18 protein-coding genes and 1 tRNA gene are annotated in these 17,347 nt (G+C 63.1%); 12 read left to right on the forward strand and 7 right to left on the reverse strand.

The genetic code is table 11. From position 1 onward, the window contains the following. Positions 1-147: 147 nt before the first annotated feature. Positions 148-1,410 (forward strand): isocitrate dehydrogenase (NADP(+)), encoded by a 1,263-nt coding sequence (icd, locus tag EWF95_RS09155; protein ID WP_142443752.1) that lies wholly within the window; start codon positions 148-150, stop codon positions 1,408-1,410. Between the two features lie 81 nt (positions 1,411-1,491). Continuing rightward, complete coding sequence (uppS, locus tag EWF95_RS09160; protein ID WP_142443753.1) at positions 1,492-2,469, forward strand: polyprenyl diphosphate synthase; 978 nt, start codon at positions 1,492-1,494, stop codon at positions 2,467-2,469. A 32-nt stretch (positions 2,470-2,501) separates the two neighbouring features. On the opposite strand, the gene EWF95_RS09165 is transcribed toward uppS, so the two are convergent. Further along, entirely contained in the window at positions 2,502-3,110 is a 609-nt protein-coding gene (locus tag EWF95_RS09165) for an undecaprenyl diphosphate synthase family protein (RefSeq protein WP_142443936.1), read from the reverse strand. A 120-nt stretch (positions 3,111-3,230) separates the two neighbouring features. Between EWF95_RS09165 and EWF95_RS09170 the strand changes: the two genes are divergently transcribed. Further along, a complete protein-coding gene (locus EWF95_RS09170) occupies positions 3,231-4,565 on the forward strand; it encodes a DUF92 domain-containing protein (RefSeq protein ID WP_142443754.1) in 1,335 nt (444 codons plus the stop codon). Further along, a complete protein-coding gene (locus tag EWF95_RS09175) occupies positions 4,565-5,089 on the forward strand; it encodes a GNAT family N-acetyltransferase (RefSeq protein WP_142443755.1) in 525 nt (174 codons plus the stop codon). Before EWF95_RS09170 ends, EWF95_RS09175 begins: the two co-directional genes overlap by 1 nt. Here the strand turns inward: EWF95_RS09175 and dnaG are convergent. Together dnaG and EWF95_RS09185 are read right to left on the reverse strand one after the other, a co-directional pair. Beyond that, the gene (gene dnaG / locus EWF95_RS09180) at positions 5,086-6,687 is read right to left on the reverse strand and encodes a DNA primase DnaG (RefSeq protein WP_142443756.1); all 1,602 of its coding nucleotides are present in this window, start codon (positions 6,685-6,687) and stop codon (positions 5,086-5,088) included. The genes EWF95_RS09175 and dnaG overlap by 4 nt on opposite strands. Before the next feature lie 314 nt (positions 6,688-7,001). Beyond that, complete coding sequence (locus EWF95_RS09185) at positions 7,002-7,295, reverse strand: hypothetical protein (RefSeq protein ID WP_142443757.1); 294 nt, start codon at positions 7,293-7,295, stop codon at positions 7,002-7,004. Positions 7,296-7,552: 257 nt separating this feature from the next. Here EWF95_RS09185 and EWF95_RS09190 point away from each other — a divergent pair, with 257 nt between their 5' ends. The 5 genes from EWF95_RS09190 (at position 7,553) to EWF95_RS09210 (ending at position 12,418) form a co-directional block, all read left to right on the forward strand. Then, the gene (locus tag EWF95_RS09190; protein ID WP_142443758.1) at positions 7,553-7,768 is read left to right on the forward strand and encodes a DUF3311 domain-containing protein; all 216 of its coding nucleotides are present in this window, start codon (positions 7,553-7,555) and stop codon (positions 7,766-7,768) included. Next, positions 7,761-9,302 carry a sodium:solute symporter family protein gene (locus EWF95_RS09195; protein ID WP_142443759.1) on the forward strand — a complete coding sequence of 514 codons (1,542 nt, stop codon included), beginning with the start codon at positions 7,761-7,763 and terminating at the stop codon, positions 9,300-9,302. The genes EWF95_RS09190 and EWF95_RS09195 overlap by 8 nt, the downstream gene beginning before the upstream one ends. Before the next feature lie 270 nt (positions 9,303-9,572). Next, complete coding sequence (locus tag EWF95_RS09200; protein ID WP_142443760.1) at positions 9,573-10,022, forward strand: hypothetical protein; 450 nt, start codon at positions 9,573-9,575, stop codon at positions 10,020-10,022. 69 nt (positions 10,023-10,091) lie between these two features. Continuing rightward, entirely contained in the window at positions 10,092-10,925 is an 834-nt protein-coding gene (locus EWF95_RS09205) for a DUF7504 family protein (RefSeq protein ID WP_142443761.1), read from the forward strand. A gap of 50 nt (positions 10,926-10,975) precedes the next feature. After that, positions 10,976-12,418: a cryptochrome/photolyase family protein gene (locus EWF95_RS09210; RefSeq protein WP_142443762.1), complete on the forward strand. Its 1,443-nt coding sequence runs from the start codon at positions 10,976-10,978 to the stop codon at positions 12,416-12,418. Positions 12,419-12,436: 18 nt separating this feature from the next. Here EWF95_RS09210 and EWF95_RS09215 read toward each other — a convergent pair whose 3' ends face one another. Then, entirely contained in the window at positions 12,437-13,168 is a 732-nt protein-coding gene (locus EWF95_RS09215; RefSeq protein WP_142443763.1) for a hypothetical protein, read from the reverse strand. A gap of 36 nt (positions 13,169-13,204) precedes the next feature. After that, the gene (locus EWF95_RS09220; RefSeq protein ID WP_142443764.1) at positions 13,205-13,678 is read right to left on the reverse strand and encodes a hypothetical protein; all 474 of its coding nucleotides are present in this window, start codon (positions 13,676-13,678) and stop codon (positions 13,205-13,207) included. A 258-nt stretch (positions 13,679-13,936) separates the two neighbouring features. Here EWF95_RS09220 and EWF95_RS09225 point away from each other — a divergent pair, with 258 nt between their 5' ends. Both EWF95_RS09225 and EWF95_RS09230 read left to right on the forward strand, forming a co-directional pair. Continuing rightward, entirely contained in the window at positions 13,937-14,296 is a 360-nt protein-coding gene (locus EWF95_RS09225; RefSeq protein ID WP_142443765.1) for a MarR family transcriptional regulator, read from the forward strand. A gap of 6 nt (positions 14,297-14,302) precedes the next feature. Further along, complete coding sequence (locus EWF95_RS09230; RefSeq protein WP_142443766.1) at positions 14,303-14,638, forward strand: type II toxin-antitoxin system PemK/MazF family toxin; 336 nt, start codon at positions 14,303-14,305, stop codon at positions 14,636-14,638. Between the two features lie 172 nt (positions 14,639-14,810). Here the strand turns inward: EWF95_RS09230 and EWF95_RS09235 are convergent. Beyond that, positions 14,811-14,883: transfer RNA gene (locus EWF95_RS09235), tRNA-Pro, on the reverse strand. A gap of 50 nt (positions 14,884-14,933) precedes the next feature. Next, positions 14,934-15,527, reverse strand: coding sequence for a tRNA (pseudouridine(54)-N(1))-methyltransferase TrmY (gene trmY / locus EWF95_RS09240; RefSeq protein WP_142443767.1), 594 nt, complete (start codon positions 15,525-15,527; stop codon positions 14,934-14,936). Between the two features lie 266 nt (positions 15,528-15,793). Here trmY and EWF95_RS09245 point away from each other — a divergent pair, with 266 nt between their 5' ends. Continuing rightward, positions 15,794-17,323 carry a globin-coupled sensor protein gene (locus tag EWF95_RS09245; protein ID WP_142443768.1) on the forward strand — a complete coding sequence of 510 codons (1,530 nt, stop codon included), beginning with the start codon at positions 15,794-15,796 and terminating at the stop codon, positions 17,321-17,323. Positions 17,324-17,347 lie beyond the last annotated feature (24 nt).

Below are 17,347 nucleotides of genomic sequence, written 5' to 3' on the forward strand. Positions count from 1 at the left end.
ACAACACCGAACACCAACAAGTGGTACCGAACGGGATGCAGGTCACACCGTACTGACAAAACGGAACCGAACAGCGTCGATGACCGCCGTGCTGTCACGAGACAAACGGCAGGCCTTTTACGATTCCACAAAGACCCTGCACCGTCTATGAGCTACGAGCAGATCGATATCCCCGACGACGGTGAGGTCATCACGCTCGCCGACGAGGAAACCGGGGAGCTGAACGTGCCCGATACACCAATCATCCCGATCCTACACGGCGACGGGATCGGCTCGGATGTCGGTCCGGCCGCCCAGCAGGTACTCGACGCCGCCGCCGAGGCGACCGGCCGCTCGATCGCCTGGATGCGGGTGTATGCCGGCGGCTCCGCCCGCGACAAATACGACGAGAACCTCCCACAGGAGACGGTTGACGCCATCCGCGAACACCGCGTCGCCATCAAAGGGCCGTTGACGACGCCGGTCGGTGCTGGCTTTCGCTCGCTGAACGTCGCACTCCGCAAGAAGCTCGATCTCTACGCGAACGTCCGGCCGACCTACCACCTCGACGGCGTCCCCTCGCCGGTCAAAGAGCCCGAAGCGATGGATATGATCACCTTCCGGGAGAACACCGAGGATGTCTACGCCGGCATCGAGTGGGAAGCCGGCACGGACGAAGTCCAAGAGGTCAAGGAGTTCGTCGAAGACCAGATGGGCTTCGACAACACGATCCACGACGGCCCCGTCGGCATCGGGATCAAGCCAATCACGGAGTTCGGCTCGAAGCGACTCATCCGCGAGGCCATCGACTACGCGCTCGCCAACGACCGCGATTCGGTGACGCTCGTCCACAAGGGCAACATCATGAAGTTCACCGAGGGTGCGTTCTCCGACTGGGGTTATGAGGTCGCCGAGGAGGAGTACGGCGAGGACGTCATCACCGAGGACGAACTCTGGGAGGAGTACGACGGCGAGCAGCCGGACGACACGCTCGTTGTCAACGACCGTATCGCCGACAACATGCTCCAGCAGCTGCTCACCCGAACCAGCGAGTACGACGTGATCGCCACGATGAACCTCAACGGCGACTACATGTCCGACGCCGCCGGCGCGCAGATCGGCGGCCTCGGGATCGCGCCGGGCGCGAACTACGGCCACGGTCGCTGTCTCGCCGAGCCAGTCCACGGCTCCGCGCCGAAATATGAGGGCGAGGACAAGGTCAACCCGACGGCGATGATCCTGTCGGGCCGTGAGATGCTCGACTATCTCGGCTGGGACGACGCGGCACAGCTCGTCCGGGATGCCGTCGAGGCGACGATCAGCAGCGGGACGGTCACCTACGACCTCCACCGGCAGATCGAGGGCGGCGAGAAGGTCGCCACCAGCGAATTCGCCGACGCTGTCGTCGAGAAGATCGACGAGCTGGCCTGATCGACCAAGTCGATACCGACGACGGTTTTCGCCGCTGTCGATGAAAAAAGACACATAGCTCCGGCCGGTGGGTGGAGGTAGATGTACGCGCCGCTCGCCCGTCGGTTCCGCCGCAGCTACGAGCGACTGCTCCGCCGGGAGATCGGCGACGGCCCTGACCACGTCGCCATCATCCAAGACGGCAATCGCCGATACGCACGCAAACAAGGCGAAGACGCGCCGGAAGGCCACCGCGAGGGGGCGAACACCTCCGAGCAGGTGCTCAACTGGTGTGAGGAACTCGGCATCGACGAGCTGACGCTGTATGCGTTTTCAACCGAGAACTTTGAGCGACCACCCGAGGAGCGCGAGCCACTCTTTGATATCATCGAGGACAAGCTGTACGAACTCGCCGACAGCGACCGCGTCCACGACAACGCGGTCTGTATCCGCGCGATCGGCGAGATCGAACGTCTCCCCGAACGCGTCCGTGAGGCCATCGAGTACGCCGAATCGCAAACCGCGGGCTACGAGGGCTTCCGGCTCAACGTCGCCCTTGCGTATGGCGGCCGAAATGAGTTGCTCCGTGCGGCCCGCGATGTCGCAACCGCCGTCGACAACGGCGACCTCGCCGTCGATGACGTTGACCCCGAAGCTATCGAACAGCGGCTGTACCGTCAACCGGTTCGGGATGTCGATCTCATCATCCGCACCGGCGGCGACGAGCGTACCTCGAACTTCCTGCCGTGGCACGCCAACGGCAACGAAGCCGCGGTCTACTTCTGTGCGCCCTACTGGCCGGAGTTCTCGAAGGTCGACTTCCTGCGGGGGATCCGCACCTACGAATCCCGCGAGGAATCGTGGCAGCGGACGAAGATCGACCGTGCGGTCGCGCTGGTCGGGGCGGTCGGTCGGCTCGAACTCGACGAGGCAGCCGCGCTGGCGGGTCGACTCCGAAAGAAGCTGCCGCAGGCCGGTCGCCGCCGCGTCGCCGACGAACTGGAGACCGAAGAGCTGGAGGCCGACGAGGCGGCGTTCGATCCGCCGGGCGACGACACGCCTCCCGAGCCGGCCGACTGATCACTTTCCAAATCGGTGCTGTCGATCCGTACTCACTTCCCGAACCGCCGCTGTCGATCCGCATACTCCAGCAACGCACGCAGGTAGTCTCGCTTGCGGAAATCCCGCCAGTTCACGTCGGTGAAGTAGAGTTCCGAGTAGACCGACTGCCAGATCATGAAATCCGAAAGCCGCTCGGCTCCCGTTTTGATGACGAGATCGGGCTCATCGCGGAAGACGAGGCGGTCGTCGATGTCGTCGGCGTCGATCTCCGTGGGATCAAGCTCGCCGGCGTCGACCGCTTCGGCGAGCTGGCGGACGGTTTCAGCAAACTCGCGTTTCCCGCCGAGGCCGATGCTCACCTGGATCGGCGCGTCGACGGACTCGGTGTCGCCCGGGCGTCGCACCGCCAGCGGTAGTGGCGTCTCCAAGGCCGTGAGCTCGCGGCTGAGCGTCGGGATCACCGCCTCGTCAAGGACACTCACCGAGACGGTGATGCGGTCGGCCCCGTACTCGACGGCCCACTCGAAAAAGTCCCCCAGCGTCTCGTAGGCACCCTGTTCGAGCAGGTCGCGTTCGGTGATGACGACCGCGATGTGTGCCGGCGGCGGGTTCGACCGCCGGCGGAGCCGAACGGAGAGGTAGGCCTCGTAGAGCACGATCGGGCTCTCGGGGTGCCGACAGGAAAAGATCACGGTGGCAGGAACCGGTGGTGTGAGAGAGCCACACGCCGATTTTGGCGTGTCGGGAGGGTTAAGTGGCCGTCAGGGATACCCGGTGGTGTGACATCACGGATCCGTCGCGCCGGTGCGTTCGCCCTCGTGGCCCTGCTGTCGCTTGGGGCCCCGATCCTCGGCGCGGCGACAGCCGTTCCCTTCGCCGCCATCGGCGTCGCCGCGGCGGTGCTCATCGACGACGGCCCGCTGTTCGAGCTGTTTGCCCGACCGGGCGACCGCCAGGATGGGCGGCTCAACGGGCTGGCCGGCTTCGGCTTTGCGGCCGCCGGGCTTGCCCTCCTGTTGGCCCTCCCGCAGGCCGCCCTCCCGGCCGAGATCTTTGTCGCCGCGCTGTTGGTGCTCGGCTTCGGCAACCTCGGCACCGAGGCCGTCCGCACCCGCAGCAACAACCCGTTTCTCGCCGTCGCCGGCTTTGTCGCCGGCGGCGTTCCGGCGGCGATCGCCGGCCAGGCCGCGGTCACGGTCGCCGTCGACGAGGCGATCGCGTGGTCGGCCGTGATCTTTCTGGCCGTGATCGGCGCGCTGATCGCCGCGCTCCTCCGTGAGCTGCTGTACGAACGGGATGATCCGGTCGTGGTGCTGTCAGTCGGCCTCGCCAGCTGGTTTGTCGCCGCCCTGGTCGGCTCGGTGCCGACCCCGGAGCTGATCGCCGCGGTCGTCGTCACCGTCGTTCTGGGCGGGATCTCCTACGGGCTTGGGACGGCCAACGTCTCGGGAATGTTGACCGGGATCTTGCTCGGTGTGTTGACGATCGTCCTCGGCGGATTCGGCTGGTTTGCCGTGTTGATCGCCTTCTTTGCGATCGGCGGGCTGGCCTCGAAGTTTCGCTACGACCGAAAGGCCGCCCGCGGCGTCGCCGAGGACAACGACGGTGCCCGCGGGATGAGCAACGTCCTTGCCAACTCGGGGGTTGCCCTGCTGGCGGTTATCGCGGCCGCAGCCGGGGAGCTAGTCGAGCCAGCGGCGATCGTCAGCCTCGCGGTCCCGTTTGCCTTCGCCGGCTCGCTGGCGACCGCCCTCGGCGACACGCTGTCGAGTGAGATCGGCTGTCTCTACGATCGGCCGCGGCTTATCACCACCTTCGAGCGCGTCGATCCCGGCACCGACGGCGCGGTGACCTGGCAGGGCGAACTCGCCGGGGTCGTCGGCATCGGGATTATCAGCGCGCTATCGGCGGCGACACTCCCGCTTTCGCCGAGCGGCTCGACCGCCGGTCTCGCCGCCGCGATCGTCGCCGTCGGCGGGCTCGTCGGGATCACGACCGACAGCGTGCTGGGAGCAACGCTTGAGGGCGATCGGCTCGGCAACCAGCTGGTGAACCTCTCTGCGACGCTGACCGGCGGCGTCGTCAGCGTCGCCCTCGCGGTCGCCCTGTTGTGATGCGATCGACGATCCGCCGTGCGAAAGCCGACGATGCGGCCCGTCTCCGCGCGCTCCAAGCAGAGCTCACCGAGCCCGCGCCAGCCCTGTTGGATACAGCGATCCCCCAAACCGACGCCACACGCACGGAAATCGACACCACACGCACAGAAACCGACGCCACGCACAGAGACGGCTCTCAGCCGACGCCGGATGCGTTGGCGGCGACGCCTGCGGCGTTCACGTTACTGGTGTCGGTCGACGACGATGACGTGGCCGTCGGCTATCTACTCGCGGTGAGAGGCGAGTCGACGCATCTCGCCGAGCTTGTCGTCGATCCACGGGCTCGCCGAGAAGGGCGAGCAACGGCACTACTCAGCACGCTTATCGAACAACACAGCCACCCGATAACAGTCCATGTCGCCGCTGACAACACGGCAGCACGGGAACTCTACGAATCGATGGGGTTTCAGGAACAGGCTCGGAGCGACGATCAGTTCGACCACGCCGCCGGGGTGACGCTGCGGTATCCGCGGGAGCGTTAGACTTCCAGCTCCGGCTCCGGTGGCTGTAGCTCCGCGGCGGTCACGACCCGTGTCCCGACCGGCTTTTTGACGAACTCGCCGGTGCTGGCGGCGACAACATGGTCGAGGCCGTGTTGGACAGCAACATCGAGGAGTCGCTGGCTGCATTCGCCGTCGATGACCAGCGCGTACGGCTCGTCGGCGGCCTCGATCGCCTCGATGAGATCGGCCGGCTCGGTCTCGGCGATGATCCCAAAGTGGTCATCGAGCAGCCGCGCGGCTCCGGTGCCCTCGTCGATGACCGCCTCGGCGTGGCTGCGCAGCGTTGCTGGCGGCCCGTCGGCGGCGGTATCAGTCGACTGCGTCGGGTCGTCACCGGTCGACTCGCTCTCATCGGCTGTCGCGTCGGTATCGGCGGTCGCGTCCGCGTCATCCTCGGATGAATCCGGGGGTGCGTCGTCGTCAGATGAATCCGGGGACACGTCGGGAGCAACGGTGGTATCGGTATCGACAGTGTTGCTATCGGGAGCCACGTCGACATCGAGATCGGTGTCGGGGGCCCCAGCAGCGTCGGCGGGGGCCTCGACCCCAGCAGCCTCCGTCTCCGTCGGTGCGTCAGCATCCTCGTCGACATCCGGCGAGGTATCTGTGGTCGGCTCCGACGGCGGCGACGGCGAGGCCGCGGGGGAGCTCGTCGGAACGACCTCGACCTCGGTGTCGTCGTCGTCCGATGGGAGAGGGTCGTCGGCCGACCGGGGTTGCTCGTCGGCGGTTTCATCGATGATGTCGGCGATCGCCTCCCGGACGTTTGGCGCGCCGCGAAGCCGATCGGCGATGACCTTCTGTCGGAGCCGGTTGATAACATCCGAGCGGGACAGATCCTCGACCGATCGGTCGGGCGGCGCGAAGGCAACGAAGTCGATGTCGCCGACCTGCAGCAGCTCCCGGAGGATGAGCTCGCCGCCGCGATCGCCGTCGACGAAGACGGTCGTCGTCCGCTCGGCGGTGAGATCGGCGACAGCGTCGGGGACGTCGGTTCCCTCGACGGCGATCGCGTTTTTGATCCCGTAGGCCAGCAGCTGGCGCACGTCGGCCCGGCCTTCAACGACGATCACCGCATCGGAGCTCTCGACCCGCGGGCCGGCGGGCAGCCCCTCGTAGTCGACGACATCGGCGACGCGGGCGGAGTCTCGCACGTCGTCGACGAGATCAGCCCCGGAGACGCCGGTTTCGTCGAAGGCTGTCGACAACAGCTCCTTGGCGCGGTCGACGATCTCCCGGCGTTTGGCCGCCCGGATGTCCTCGATGGCGGTAACCTCGATGTCGGCCCGGCAGGGGCCAACGCGGTTGATCGTCTCCAGGGAAGCCGCGAGGATCGCGGTTTCGGCCTTGCCAAGGCTGGTGGCGATTGTCAGCTCGCCGAACGATTGGCCGTTTTCCGAGGAGATCTCAACGTCGATCCGGCCAACCTTCGAGGACTGCTGGAGGTCACGGAGATCCAACTCATCGCCCAACAGCCCCTCGGTTTGGCCGAAGACCGCGCCGACGACATCGCTCCGCTCAACGATGCCGTTGGCGGCGATCCGGGCGTGAATTAGATACTTGGTTGTGTCGTCCATGGGAACACTCCAGCGACGAACGGGAACGGCGTGATGCCGCTGATATCATATATAAACGCTACGATCTGAAATACCTGTCGTCACCGCTGGCCGTGGGATCGAACCGATTTGACGGGGTTGTCACAAACGCGTTTGCTCACTTTGGTAACCAATCAGTAGAGAAGTGATAGTGTGATGGAGTAGCGTGCAAGATGGAGTGCGCGAATATCGCCCGAGGTGTGGACCGATCCACGGAGACAGATGATCGCTCAATTCTGGATATACACCGTACGATCTATCGAGAGTATGAGAATGCCTGGTCAACGGTCGTCGGCCTATGTTGCCTCGTCGCCATTTTCTGAGGGGGTACCGACAAGCCACGAGAACGCAGCACCGACTGCAATCGTCATCCCAACTACCGTGGCCAGATTGAAGAGAAGTTCCTCATTGTATCCGGAGATAACGTATCCTGCACGGGCAATAGTGGAGAGAGTTACTCCCAGGAGGAACGTTGCAGCCAACAGCCACCGCCGAATCGAACGCAGCAATACAGTCGTTTCAGAGGGCATGCGGTGACCTTCAAAAATCCGGGAGCAAAAACACACCGAAAGGACCTTCGGGTACTTCATGCGCACTCGGGATAGCACGACTGGTTCAGTAGATCGGGAGCGAAATGAACGCTGTCGGCGTGCTGACTACACGCTCTGTATCTTGTACTGACCCATATGCCAACGTCAAGAGGGATGCTGCTGGTACACCGTGTTCAGCGAGGTCGGCACAGAAATCAAGCCAAGATCGACCCGGCATGAAGAACATTTGTCTTCGAGACCGCCTTCCGGGAAGCAGTAGCAATGTTTAGGCGTCGCTGTCGGCTAGTACGCAACGAATGAACCCGTCGATGCGCGCTGTCGGCTGGCTGCTCGCGTTTGCTGTCGTCGTCGCCGGTGCCGTGCCGTGGTTTCTGTGGGGGAACAGCCAACTGATCGGTGGCCTCCCACTGTGGCTGTGGTGGCATATCGGCTGGATGATCGTCGCCACCGCCGTCTTCGCGGCCTTCACCCGCCATGGCTGGGATCGATATCTGGGAGGTATCGATGGCTGAGACGACCCTGCTATCCGGCGGCGGGCTATCGACAGCGGCGACATCGGTTGAGTTGCTGGTCGTTGTGGGCTATCTGCTGGTCGCTCTCCTCGTTGGCCTTGTCGCCTACCGACTGACCGGCACCGACGCCGAGGACTACTATCTGGCGAGCCGATCGCTCGGCACGCTCGTCTTGCTGTTTACGACGTTTGCGACGTTGCTGTCGGCGTTTACCTTCTTTGCAGGCCCCAACCTCGCCTACAGACAGGGCCCCGAGTGGATTCTGGTGATGGGAACGATGGACGGCATCCTGTTTGCGATCCTGTGGTATCTGATCGGCTACAAACAGTGGCTGATCGGCCAGCAGCACGGCTACGTCACGCTGCCGGAGATGCTCGGCGATCGCTTCGGCTCCACGTGGCTTCGCGGGCTAGTCGCGGGCGTGAGCCTCTTTTGGCTCTTTCCGTACGTGATGCTCCAACAGATGGGTGCCGGCGAGGCACTGGTCGGCCTCACCGACGGCACGGTGCCCTACTGGGGTGGGGCCGCGCTGATCACCGTCTTCATGATCCTCTATGTCGGCCTCGCGGGGATGCGTGGGGTGGCGTGGACGGATACGATTCAGGGGCTGTTCATGCTGAGTGTGATCTGGATCGCTGTCGCGTGGGTGTTGTCGGCGATCGGCGGGCCCACGGTCGCCGCCGCGGGGCTGGACGCGAACAACCCAACCTTCCTCGCGTTGGGGAGCAGCTTCTACACGCCGGCGTACATCATCTCGACGGCCGTCGTCATCGCCTTCGGGGTGACGATGTTTCCGCAGATCAACCAGCGTTTTTTCGTCGCCGAGTCGGCAGCGGTGCTGAAACGCTCATTCACGCTGTGGCCGGTGTTGGTGCTGCTACTGTTCGTGCCGGCGTTCCTGTTGGGGACATGGGCGGCCGGTCTCGGGGTTAGTGTGCCCGAGGGTGCGAACGTGTTGCCGGTGTTGCTCGGGGAGTACACCCCGGCGTGGTTCGCCGCGCTCGTCATCGCCGGCGCGATGGCGGCGATGATGTCGTCGTCGGACTCGATGCTGTTGTCGGGCTCGTCGTACTTCACGCGGGATCTCTACCGGCCGTTTGTTGAACCCGCTGTGACGGCCGACCGGGAGGCGTGGCTCGCCAGAGGCGGCGTCGTCGCCTTCGCAACCGCAACCTTCCTCGCTAGTCTCACCCGACCGGGCACGCTGATCCAGGTCGGCAGCACCGCCTTCGGCGGCTTTGCCCAGCTCACGCTGCCGGTCATGGTCGCCCTCTACTGGCCGAAAACAACGCGAGTTGGGATGCTCACCGGGATCAGCGGGAGCCAACTGCTGTATCTGAGTCACGTCTTCGTGCCGACAGTACCGGTCGATATCGGGGGAGCCACTATCTCGCTGTTTGCGCGAACCTACGGCGGCTGGGATGTCGCCCTCGCCGGGATGATGCTGGGAGCCGCACTGACCATCAGTGTCTCGTGGCTGACCACAGCCGGCACCGACGAAGCCGCCGAGCGATTCGCTGTTGGCGCGGACTAACAAGCCGTCAGCGTGACTGACAGGCTGTCGGCGTGGACTGACAAGCTGTCGGCGGCGTCGACCACTGTCAACCGCCTCTTTTGTCCGGAATACGTGTGATGACTCTCGGTAGAACCAACGAACACTATGCCTGTTTGTACTAATATATTAGATATTACAACCAATATTTGATCTGAGTAGCCAAAATAGTGAACATTCATTACTGTTTTCCCCCAAAAACTTATTATCCATTGACTGTTTGTATTAGCCGCAAGCAAAAAGGATTGAAGTATGAGTTCAGCAAACCTCCAAGGCTTCGGGCAAACGACGACGATGCCAACCCCCGGGCCACGCGACGTAGCCGGCGACACCGCAACGCTACCGGAAACGATCCCTCAGACCGAACAGACGGTCTACCGGGACAGCGACACCATCATCCGAATCCACCCGGCGGAGCCGGGCGGTGAGGTGCTGTGTGTCACGCTGTACGTCCCGCTCGATGAGGTGACAGCGTCGATGACGCCAGCCCACGCCTCCAGCTGGCGCGAGCAGTCCTTTGAGACGGCCCCAAACACGGCTGACGCGCTCCCGGAGTCGACGTACGAACTGTACAAGCAGACCGTCACCGAACTCACCGAGCGGTTTGGCGTCTCGATCAGCGAGCCGACGACCGGCTACGGCCGGTGTCACCGCCGCCACGACGGCCCGGGGATCGTCTCGTTCCGCACGCGACTCCGGTGAGGTCGTCAGACGGCGGGGTTGTTTGTGCGGTATCCCCAGACTTATTTGCGTATACGTCGCACCAACGCTATGGTCTATCGGTGGCGGTCTCGGCAGGCTGCCTACTCGGTGTGGGGAGCCCAGCGAGAACCAATGGACGAGGAGATCAAGCAGCATCTCTTCGACCATCACCAGGATAATCTGTCGCATGAAGATCCGGGCGTGAGCTGGGAGTGTCCCTACTGTGATCGATCTGAGATCAGCTACGATGAGGATGAGACGATCCAGCATTTCAAGGATCACCTCTTCGAGCACGAAGACCAGTTCATCGAATCGGGCGTCCACGTCGCCGACGACATCGACCGGTCGGGCAACATCCTCGTGAAGGCACCCAAAGATAGTCCGGGCATCAAAAACGCCCGGATCCACTTTCTCGCGCCGGGCGATATCGTCATCCTCGTCACAACAAATCCGGGAGCCAGACTCCGGTTGCTGCGGGAAGAGCTCGGCAGTTGGCCGGCACTCACGGTCGTGTTGACGACGAAGGACGATCCCGCCGGAGATATCTCCGGGCTTGATATCTCCGACGTGCCGATCGAGATCGTGAAGCTCAGCAAGCAACTCAGCCTCTCAAAGCTCGGCAACACGATCTCGCAGGTGCTCGACGAACACGGTCGCTCGGAGGGGCGGATCACCGTCGAGTTCGACATCCTCTCGGAGATCATCGACAAGTTCGGCGAGAAACCCGCGTTCAAATTCCTCCAGATCCTCACCAACCAGTTCAAAACGGTCGGCGCGATCGCCTACTATCCGCTGGATCCCAACACACACGACCAATCGACGCTCAGCCTCCTCGATGACTCCTTTGATCTCGTGATCCGGGCGACCGAGACCAACTTCATCGCCGACAAGGATAATCGCTAGCGACGACCGAGCGCACACAGATTGATTTCACTGGAACCCGTTAGTCAGGTATGCATCTCTTTTGGCACCGGCGGGATCTCCGGGTTCCGGACAACCGCGGGCTGGCGGCGGCGACAACCGACGACACGACGCTGCCGGTGTATGTTGTCGATCACGACATGCTTGCGCGACTGGGTCGTCGACAACGGGCGTTCATGATCGAGGGGGTTCGCGCGCTCAAAGCCCGGTATCAGGAACTCGGGGGCGATCTCCTGATCAGAGAGGGCCCACCGGCGGCAACGCTCGCCAGGGTTGCCGAGGAGTACGACGCCGAGGCGGTCTACTACAACCACCACTACCGGCCGGCGCGCCGACACCGCCAACAGCAGGTCGACGAACGGCTGTCGACGCGGTGTTCGATCGATCTCACGCTCGTCGATCCCGCCGATCTCGCACCGTCGTATCCGAACCACAGCCAGTTCCACACTGACTGGCAGGCCGAGCCGAAACCGACGCCGGCAGTCGTACAGACGGACGCTCTCGCCGCCGTCGACGACGAGACCACCATCGACGATATCCCGATCAGCGAGGAGGCCACGGTTGACGACGACGCCCCGAACCCGGATACAGCCGACAGCGACCCCCCGTCGGCCGGCTACGACGCCGCCCGGGATCGCTACGATTCCTTTCTGGCCGATGGGATCGAGACCTACAACGACACCCGCGACGACATGCAGGCCGCGGTGGAGCGACCGGTCGGCGCGGTTTCGCGGCTCTCGCCGTATCTCGCCGCCGGCATGATCGGGGTTCGTGAGGTGTGGGCCGACGCAACCGAACGATACGACGCCGCCGACGAGGACACCGCCGCCAAGAACGCCGACGGGGCGGCCGCCCGCAACATCGAGAAATACCGGTATGAGCTCTCCTGGCGGGAACAAAACTACCACCTGCTGCACTACAACCCGACGCTGCTGACCGAGAACTACAAATCCCTCCCCAACCGGATCGCCTGGAAAAACGATCCCGACGAGATCGCCGCCTGGAAGGCCGGGGAAACGGGCTACCCGCTCGTCGACGCCGGGATGCGACAGCTGAATCAGGAGGGGTACATCCACAACCGGCCGCGACAGAACGTCGCCTCGTTTTGTACCAAACACCTGCTGATCGATTGGCGGATCGGCGCGCGGTATTTCGCCGAACAGCTCCTCGATCACGACCCCGCAAACAACTACGCCAACTGGCAGTGGATCGCCTCGACCGGCACCGACAGCGTCGACGTACGGATCTTTGATCCGGTCGCCCAGCTATCGAAGTACGACGCCAACGCCGACTATGTTACCGAGTACGTTCCCGAGCTTCGGGGCGTCGAACCAGCGAAAGTCGTCGAATGGCCGACGCTGTCGGCAGAAACACGGCAGCGACTTGGCCCCGAGTACCCCGAACCAATCGTCGACCGAGATGCGGCCTACGAGCGCGCCCAGCGGGTCTTCGAGACGGCACTCGGCAAGCGATAGGAACGCCGCTTGGACAGATCAGGCCGGGCCGAGAACCGGTCGGGCCAGCCGCCGAAGCAGGCTGGCGAATCCACCGACGGCTAGCCGACCAACGCCGGTGACACCGAGCTGACGCGTATCGAGGGTGTACCGGGGCGGCTCATCGGCGGCCGCCGCCGTCTCGTCGTCGGCTGAATCGGCTGTCGGGTCGTCGACACGAACGATCGGCCCGTCGTCGCCGGAGAGTTCGATCGCCGCCTGCACCTGGCGTTCGGTGAGATCGCAGTCGGCGGCGATCTCGGAGACGGTCTTCGGGCCGGCTTCGAGCGTGTCGGCGATGCGGTTGAGGCGCAGCATCCGAAGCAGGAACGCGCCGGGATCGAGATCGTCGACCGGATCGGTGTCGGTACTGGAGGTGTCGTAGGCGAAGTCGACACGGGCGTCCAACAGCAGCCAGAGCCCCCCGAAGACGGCCGCAACCGGGGCCCACAGCGTCCGCAGCAGCGGTGGCTGCCGCAGTTCGGCGACGAGCCACGCGAGGCTGACGGCGAGCAGCACCACGGCCAGCCCGACAGTCACCCAGCGATCGTCGACACCGGGCGTGTCGATGAGGAACTGCCGGCTTTCAACCACGAGAAACGCGGTGGCGAGCCCGGCGACGAGCGCGACGTTGCCGGTAACGGCGATAACACCGCCGGCTGCAAGGAGATACACCAGGAGGGTTCGGGCTGAGATGCGGTGTCTGAGGCGGGAAACAGCGGCGGAGGGCATACAGAGGGATGTTGGTCGTGTCGAATAAATATCCTGTCAGTCCGACCCATTGGCCTGTCGTTTGCGTTTGATCCGGCGGTGCATCGCCCGCTCAACGATCGTGCCGTCGCCGATTTCGTCGTCCGGATACGGGTAGGTGCGGTCGCAGGCGTCACACACCCAGACGTGTTCGCTCAACACGATCCACTTGGAGACGGTTTGGATCCGAAGTGCGTGCTCGTCGTGCGGGCAGTAGGGGCCGTGAACGTAGGTGTAGGCGGTGTCGTTGGCACTGTACTCAGAGGCGCGCCACTTGCCGTACTCACCCTTCCAGAGCACGTCGAAATACTCCAGTTCGGCGCTCGTATACACCGTTTCGGGCCTGTTTTTCGCGCTGAACTCGTGTGGGTCGACCGTCTCGCTTTGGGCGTGCTCTCGGGAGGATCGGTACTGGGAGACAGCAAACCCAAACAAGCCTAAATACACGAGCACTGACACCGTCAGCGAGACGGCGATTACAGCCAGGAGCATCCCAATCCCGGTGTGTGCCGCCAGGGTGTCAGTATACGATACATAGCTGTGTATTACTAGGTAGCGACCAAAAATACTCTGTTCGATCGGGAATGGGTCGTTTGGGGTGGGTGACAGGTGCGAGAGCAGTCGATACAGTGTGAATCGCGGTCGCTCCTGCCGTGACTACCTGCTTCAGATTCGGCGTCTTTGGTTCATCTGTGTGGAGCTGACCGCACCCAAAATGCTATGACGATTGCTGACTTACTTTGACATACAATGCCAGTTGAGTTCAACGAATACGAGCAATCAAACGACAGCGAGGAGTTTGATTGGACGCTTCGGGAAGGATCGAACGCACACAAGATCCTGGCATTCCTCTCCGAGTATCCTGAACAGGGATTCACACCAAAAGAGATCCACGACGCGACAGGCGTCACCCGCGGGTCAGTCGGCAAGACGCTGCAACGGCTCAAAGACCGACAGCTGGTTCGCCACGCCGAGCCCTACTGGGCTATCGGTGACGATGATCGCGTCGGCACCTATCTCGGGATGGTTTCCTCTCTGGAGGCCATCGTCAAGCGTGAGGGAACTGAATCGTATGACGAGTGGCGAAACGCCGCTGAAACAGCTGAATAGCGATCCATGGAAGCATATGCGCGCGGCGACGTTGTCTGGCATCCGGCACCCTTCCGCGATGGCGGCCGCCCGTATATCATCCTGAGTGACGACCAGCACCCGTTCTACGGTGAGGAGTACATGGTCGCTGGTGTGACAACGACAGGGCGAGATCGAGCCATCGAACTCACGCCGGAGAGGTGGGCGGAGGGCGGCGCGCCGAAGCGGAGCTGGGCGTCACCGTGGTATATCCTCACTCTCAAACACGCCACAATCACTGATCGGCTCGGGCAGCTCACGCCGACTGCTACCGATCAAATCGCTCAGGAGATCACACAGCTCATCGGCGTCGACTCTCGATAACTACGGCCTCTAGGACTGGCTTCCGAATCGTGATCAATGGTCGGGAACACTGGGGCCGGCACGAATTTGAATCACGGTCGCTCCTGTCGTCGCTCCCTGATTCAAATTCGGCGTGATTCACACACCCGCACCACAGACTCGTCACTCCGTTCCTCGTGTGGTGCGGGAGAAGTGGGCCGGCACGAATTTGAATCGTGGTTACGGCCACCCGAAGGCCGAAGGATACCAAGCTACCCCACCGGCCCGCACTCACCGACACGCCGTGGCCGAATTTAACCGTTATGATCGCCCCGACTCAGTACTCCGTGTAGCCGGCGGTATCCAGCCAGTTGTGCGCAACCGTGATCGTCTGGTCGGCATGCAGCGTTTCGGGGCCAACCCGGAGTCGCTGGTCGGCTTGCTCGGCCAGCAGTTCGTCCTCACGCTCGGTGAAATCGTTGTGATCCGAGAGCACGAAGACGGGATCGCTCGGCAACGACGCCTCCGGCAGCGGCGTCCCCTCGGCGTGCAGTTGAACCACTGTCCCCTCGCTGGCAACGTCGTCGAGCGTCGCCTCGAAGCCGAGGCGGTAGAGCTCCATTCCGGGTGAGACCTCGGCGGGCATGTGGCCGATGGCATCCTCGCGCTGGTCGAGGGCATCTCTGATCCGGGCGGCGATCGTTCGCTCGTCGGGGTAGAGCCGCCGGAGCGTGCCGCTGTCGAACCGGATGGTGTACTCGTCGCCAACGACGAGGTGAATTCGAACGTTCTCGCGGATGCCGTGGGAGAGAAACACCGCCGCGCCGACACACCGACAGAGGATGTCAAGACGGCCGGCACCCGAGAGATCATCCAGCGAGAAGTCGGCCGTCGTCGGGGCGTCGTGACCGAGCACGATGAACTGACGCATACCGAGGTATCGACAGCGAGGGATATAGTGTCGGCTACTTGCGTCGGTCACGAATGGGAGCAGAAAATGAGGAGAGGAAACCGACGACACAGATCAGATGTGAGAGAGCTGGCAACATGTCTCATTGGAGTCGTCGAAACCAAATGAACACAGATTTTTGCCCGAAGGAAATCAGATATATACAGATACAGACCATATACACACCCGATATCAAAGTTGAACGCTAGCAACGTAACTTAAATTGATTGCGCTCAAAGGCTAACTGTATGAGCAACTACGCCGAGAGCTTCGGGCAGGGTGGGCTAAACGATCAGGTTGATGTCGACTCGCTCATGCGGGAGATCGATCTCGACCGCGAGGAGATCGAGTGGCGGAAGGACTTCATCAACTTCGAGGAGGAGGATGTCACGCGGCTGACCGACCTCCGGCCGCTGTTTGAGGCCCACACCGAGGATATCGCCGAGTTATTCTACGAAAATCTCACGCAGTACGACCAGACCGTCGAGGTGATCGGTCGCTCACCAAAGAACGTCGATCAGTTGAAGCAGACCCAACAGGCGTACTTCGCCACGCTGGCGGGCGGCGAGTACGACTACGAGTACTTCAAACAGCGCGCCCGGATCGGCAAGCTCCACGACATCTTGGAGATGCCGATGAAACAGTACATCGGCCAGTACGGCGTCTACTACGATCTCATCCTCCCGTTGCTCACCGAGCGGGCGACCGACCAGCTGACCGATCGAGTGCAGGAGGCTGTCGATGACGACGCCGACGACGCCAGCGACGAGATCGCAAAGATCGTCGAATCGGAGATCGACGAGCTCCGGGCCGATATCACGAGCGTCCTCCGGATCATCAACCTCGATATGCAGGTTGTCGCCGACACCTACATCCACTCCTACGGCCAGAAGCTGGAACAGGAGATCGAGCAGCGCGAGCAGTTGGCCCGGGAGGTCGAACGCGATCTCAACGAGCCGCTCACAGATCTCCAGCGATCCTCCGGCGAGGTCGCCCAATCGGCCCAGGAGATCTCCGAGCTCACCGGCGAGCAATCCGAGCGCATTCACTCGATCTCCAGTGAGGTGTCCAACATGAGCGCGACCGTCGAGGAGATCGCCGCCTCCGCCGACGAGGTCGAAACCAACAGCGAACGCGCCCGCGAGCTCGCCGAACAGGGTGAGGATGCCGCCGACGACGCGATGGGCGTGATGGATGACGTTGGCGAGGCCGTCGACGAGGTCTCAACCGATGTGGACGACCTCCAAGCCCGGGTGGGCGAGATCAACTCCGTCGTCGAGGTCATCAACGACATCGCCGAACAGACCAACATCCTCGCGCTCAACGCCTCGATCGAGGCCGCCCGGGCCGGGGAAGCAGGCGAAGGGTTTGCGGTCGTCGCCGACGAGGTGAAATCGCTGGCGACAGACTCCCAGGAGCGCGCCCAGGAGATCGAAGACCTCGTCACAGCGATCGAGAAGGATACCGAACAGACCGTCGACAGCCTTGAGACGACGACCGAACAGATCGACCGCGGCGTCGAGCGCGTCGCCGAGGCGATGGAGCTGCTCGCCGATATCACCGAGGCCGTCGAGGAGACCGCCGACGGGATCCGGGAGGTGTCGGATGCGACCGACCAGCAGGCCGCCAGCTCCGAGGAGGTCGCCAGCATGCTGGACGAACTCGTCGAGCAGGCCGATACCGTCGCCGCGGAGGTCGAGGAGATCGCCGCCGCCAACGAACAGCAGGCCGACACCATCGAAGAGATCTCCGATGCGGTGAATCGGCTGACCGAGTAGCCGAAGCCGACCACCCCTCGGGTT

The organism is Halonotius roseus (assembly GCF_006861655.1).
GTDB lineage: Archaea > Halobacteriota > Halobacteria > Halobacteriales > Haloferacaceae > Halonotius > Halonotius roseus.

Bases quoted from the DNA above. Each gene is read 5' to 3' on its own strand.
- EWF95_RS09245 (WP_142443768.1), top strand. From the start codon at position 15,794: ATGAGCAACTACGCCGAGAGCTTCGGGCAGGGTGGGCTAAACGATCAG.
- EWF95_RS09205 (WP_142443761.1), top strand. From the start codon at position 10,092: ATGGTCTATCGGTGGCGGTCTCGGCAGGCTGCCTACTCGGTGTGGGGA.
- EWF95_RS09225 (WP_142443765.1), top strand. From the start codon at position 13,937: ATGCCAGTTGAGTTCAACGAATACGAGCAATCAAACGACAGCGAGGAG.
- EWF95_RS09200 (WP_142443760.1), top strand. From the start codon at position 9,573: ATGAGTTCAGCAAACCTCCAAGGCTTCGGGCAAACGACGACGATGCCA.
- EWF95_RS09190 (WP_142443758.1), top strand. From the start codon at position 7,553: ATGAACCCGTCGATGCGCGCTGTCGGCTGGCTGCTCGCGTTTGCTGTC.
- EWF95_RS09195 (WP_142443759.1), top strand. From the start codon at position 7,761: ATGGCTGAGACGACCCTGCTATCCGGCGGCGGGCTATCGACAGCGGCG.
- EWF95_RS09215 (WP_142443763.1), bottom strand. From the start codon at position 13,168: ATGCCCTCCGCCGCTGTTTCCCGCCTCAGACACCGCATCTCAGCCCGA.
- trmY (WP_142443767.1), bottom strand. From the start codon at position 15,527: ATGCGTCAGTTCATCGTGCTCGGTCACGACGCCCCGACGACGGCCGAC.
- EWF95_RS09230 (WP_142443766.1), top strand. From the start codon at position 14,303: ATGGAAGCATATGCGCGCGGCGACGTTGTCTGGCATCCGGCACCCTTC.
- dnaG (WP_142443756.1), bottom strand. From the start codon at position 6,687: ATGGACGACACAACCAAGTATCTAATTCACGCCCGGATCGCCGCCAAC.
- uppS (WP_142443753.1), top strand. From the start codon at position 1,492: ATGTACGCGCCGCTCGCCCGTCGGTTCCGCCGCAGCTACGAGCGACTG.
- EWF95_RS09175 (WP_142443755.1), top strand. From the start codon at position 4,565: ATGCGATCGACGATCCGCCGTGCGAAAGCCGACGATGCGGCCCGTCTC.
- EWF95_RS09185 (WP_142443757.1), bottom strand. From the start codon at position 7,295: ATGAAGTACCCGAAGGTCCTTTCGGTGTGTTTTTGCTCCCGGATTTTT.
- EWF95_RS09210 (WP_142443762.1), top strand. From the start codon at position 10,976: ATGCATCTCTTTTGGCACCGGCGGGATCTCCGGGTTCCGGACAACCGC.
- EWF95_RS09220 (WP_142443764.1), bottom strand. From the start codon at position 13,678: ATGCTCCTGGCTGTAATCGCCGTCTCGCTGACGGTGTCAGTGCTCGTG.
- icd (WP_142443752.1), top strand. From the start codon at position 148: ATGAGCTACGAGCAGATCGATATCCCCGACGACGGTGAGGTCATCACG.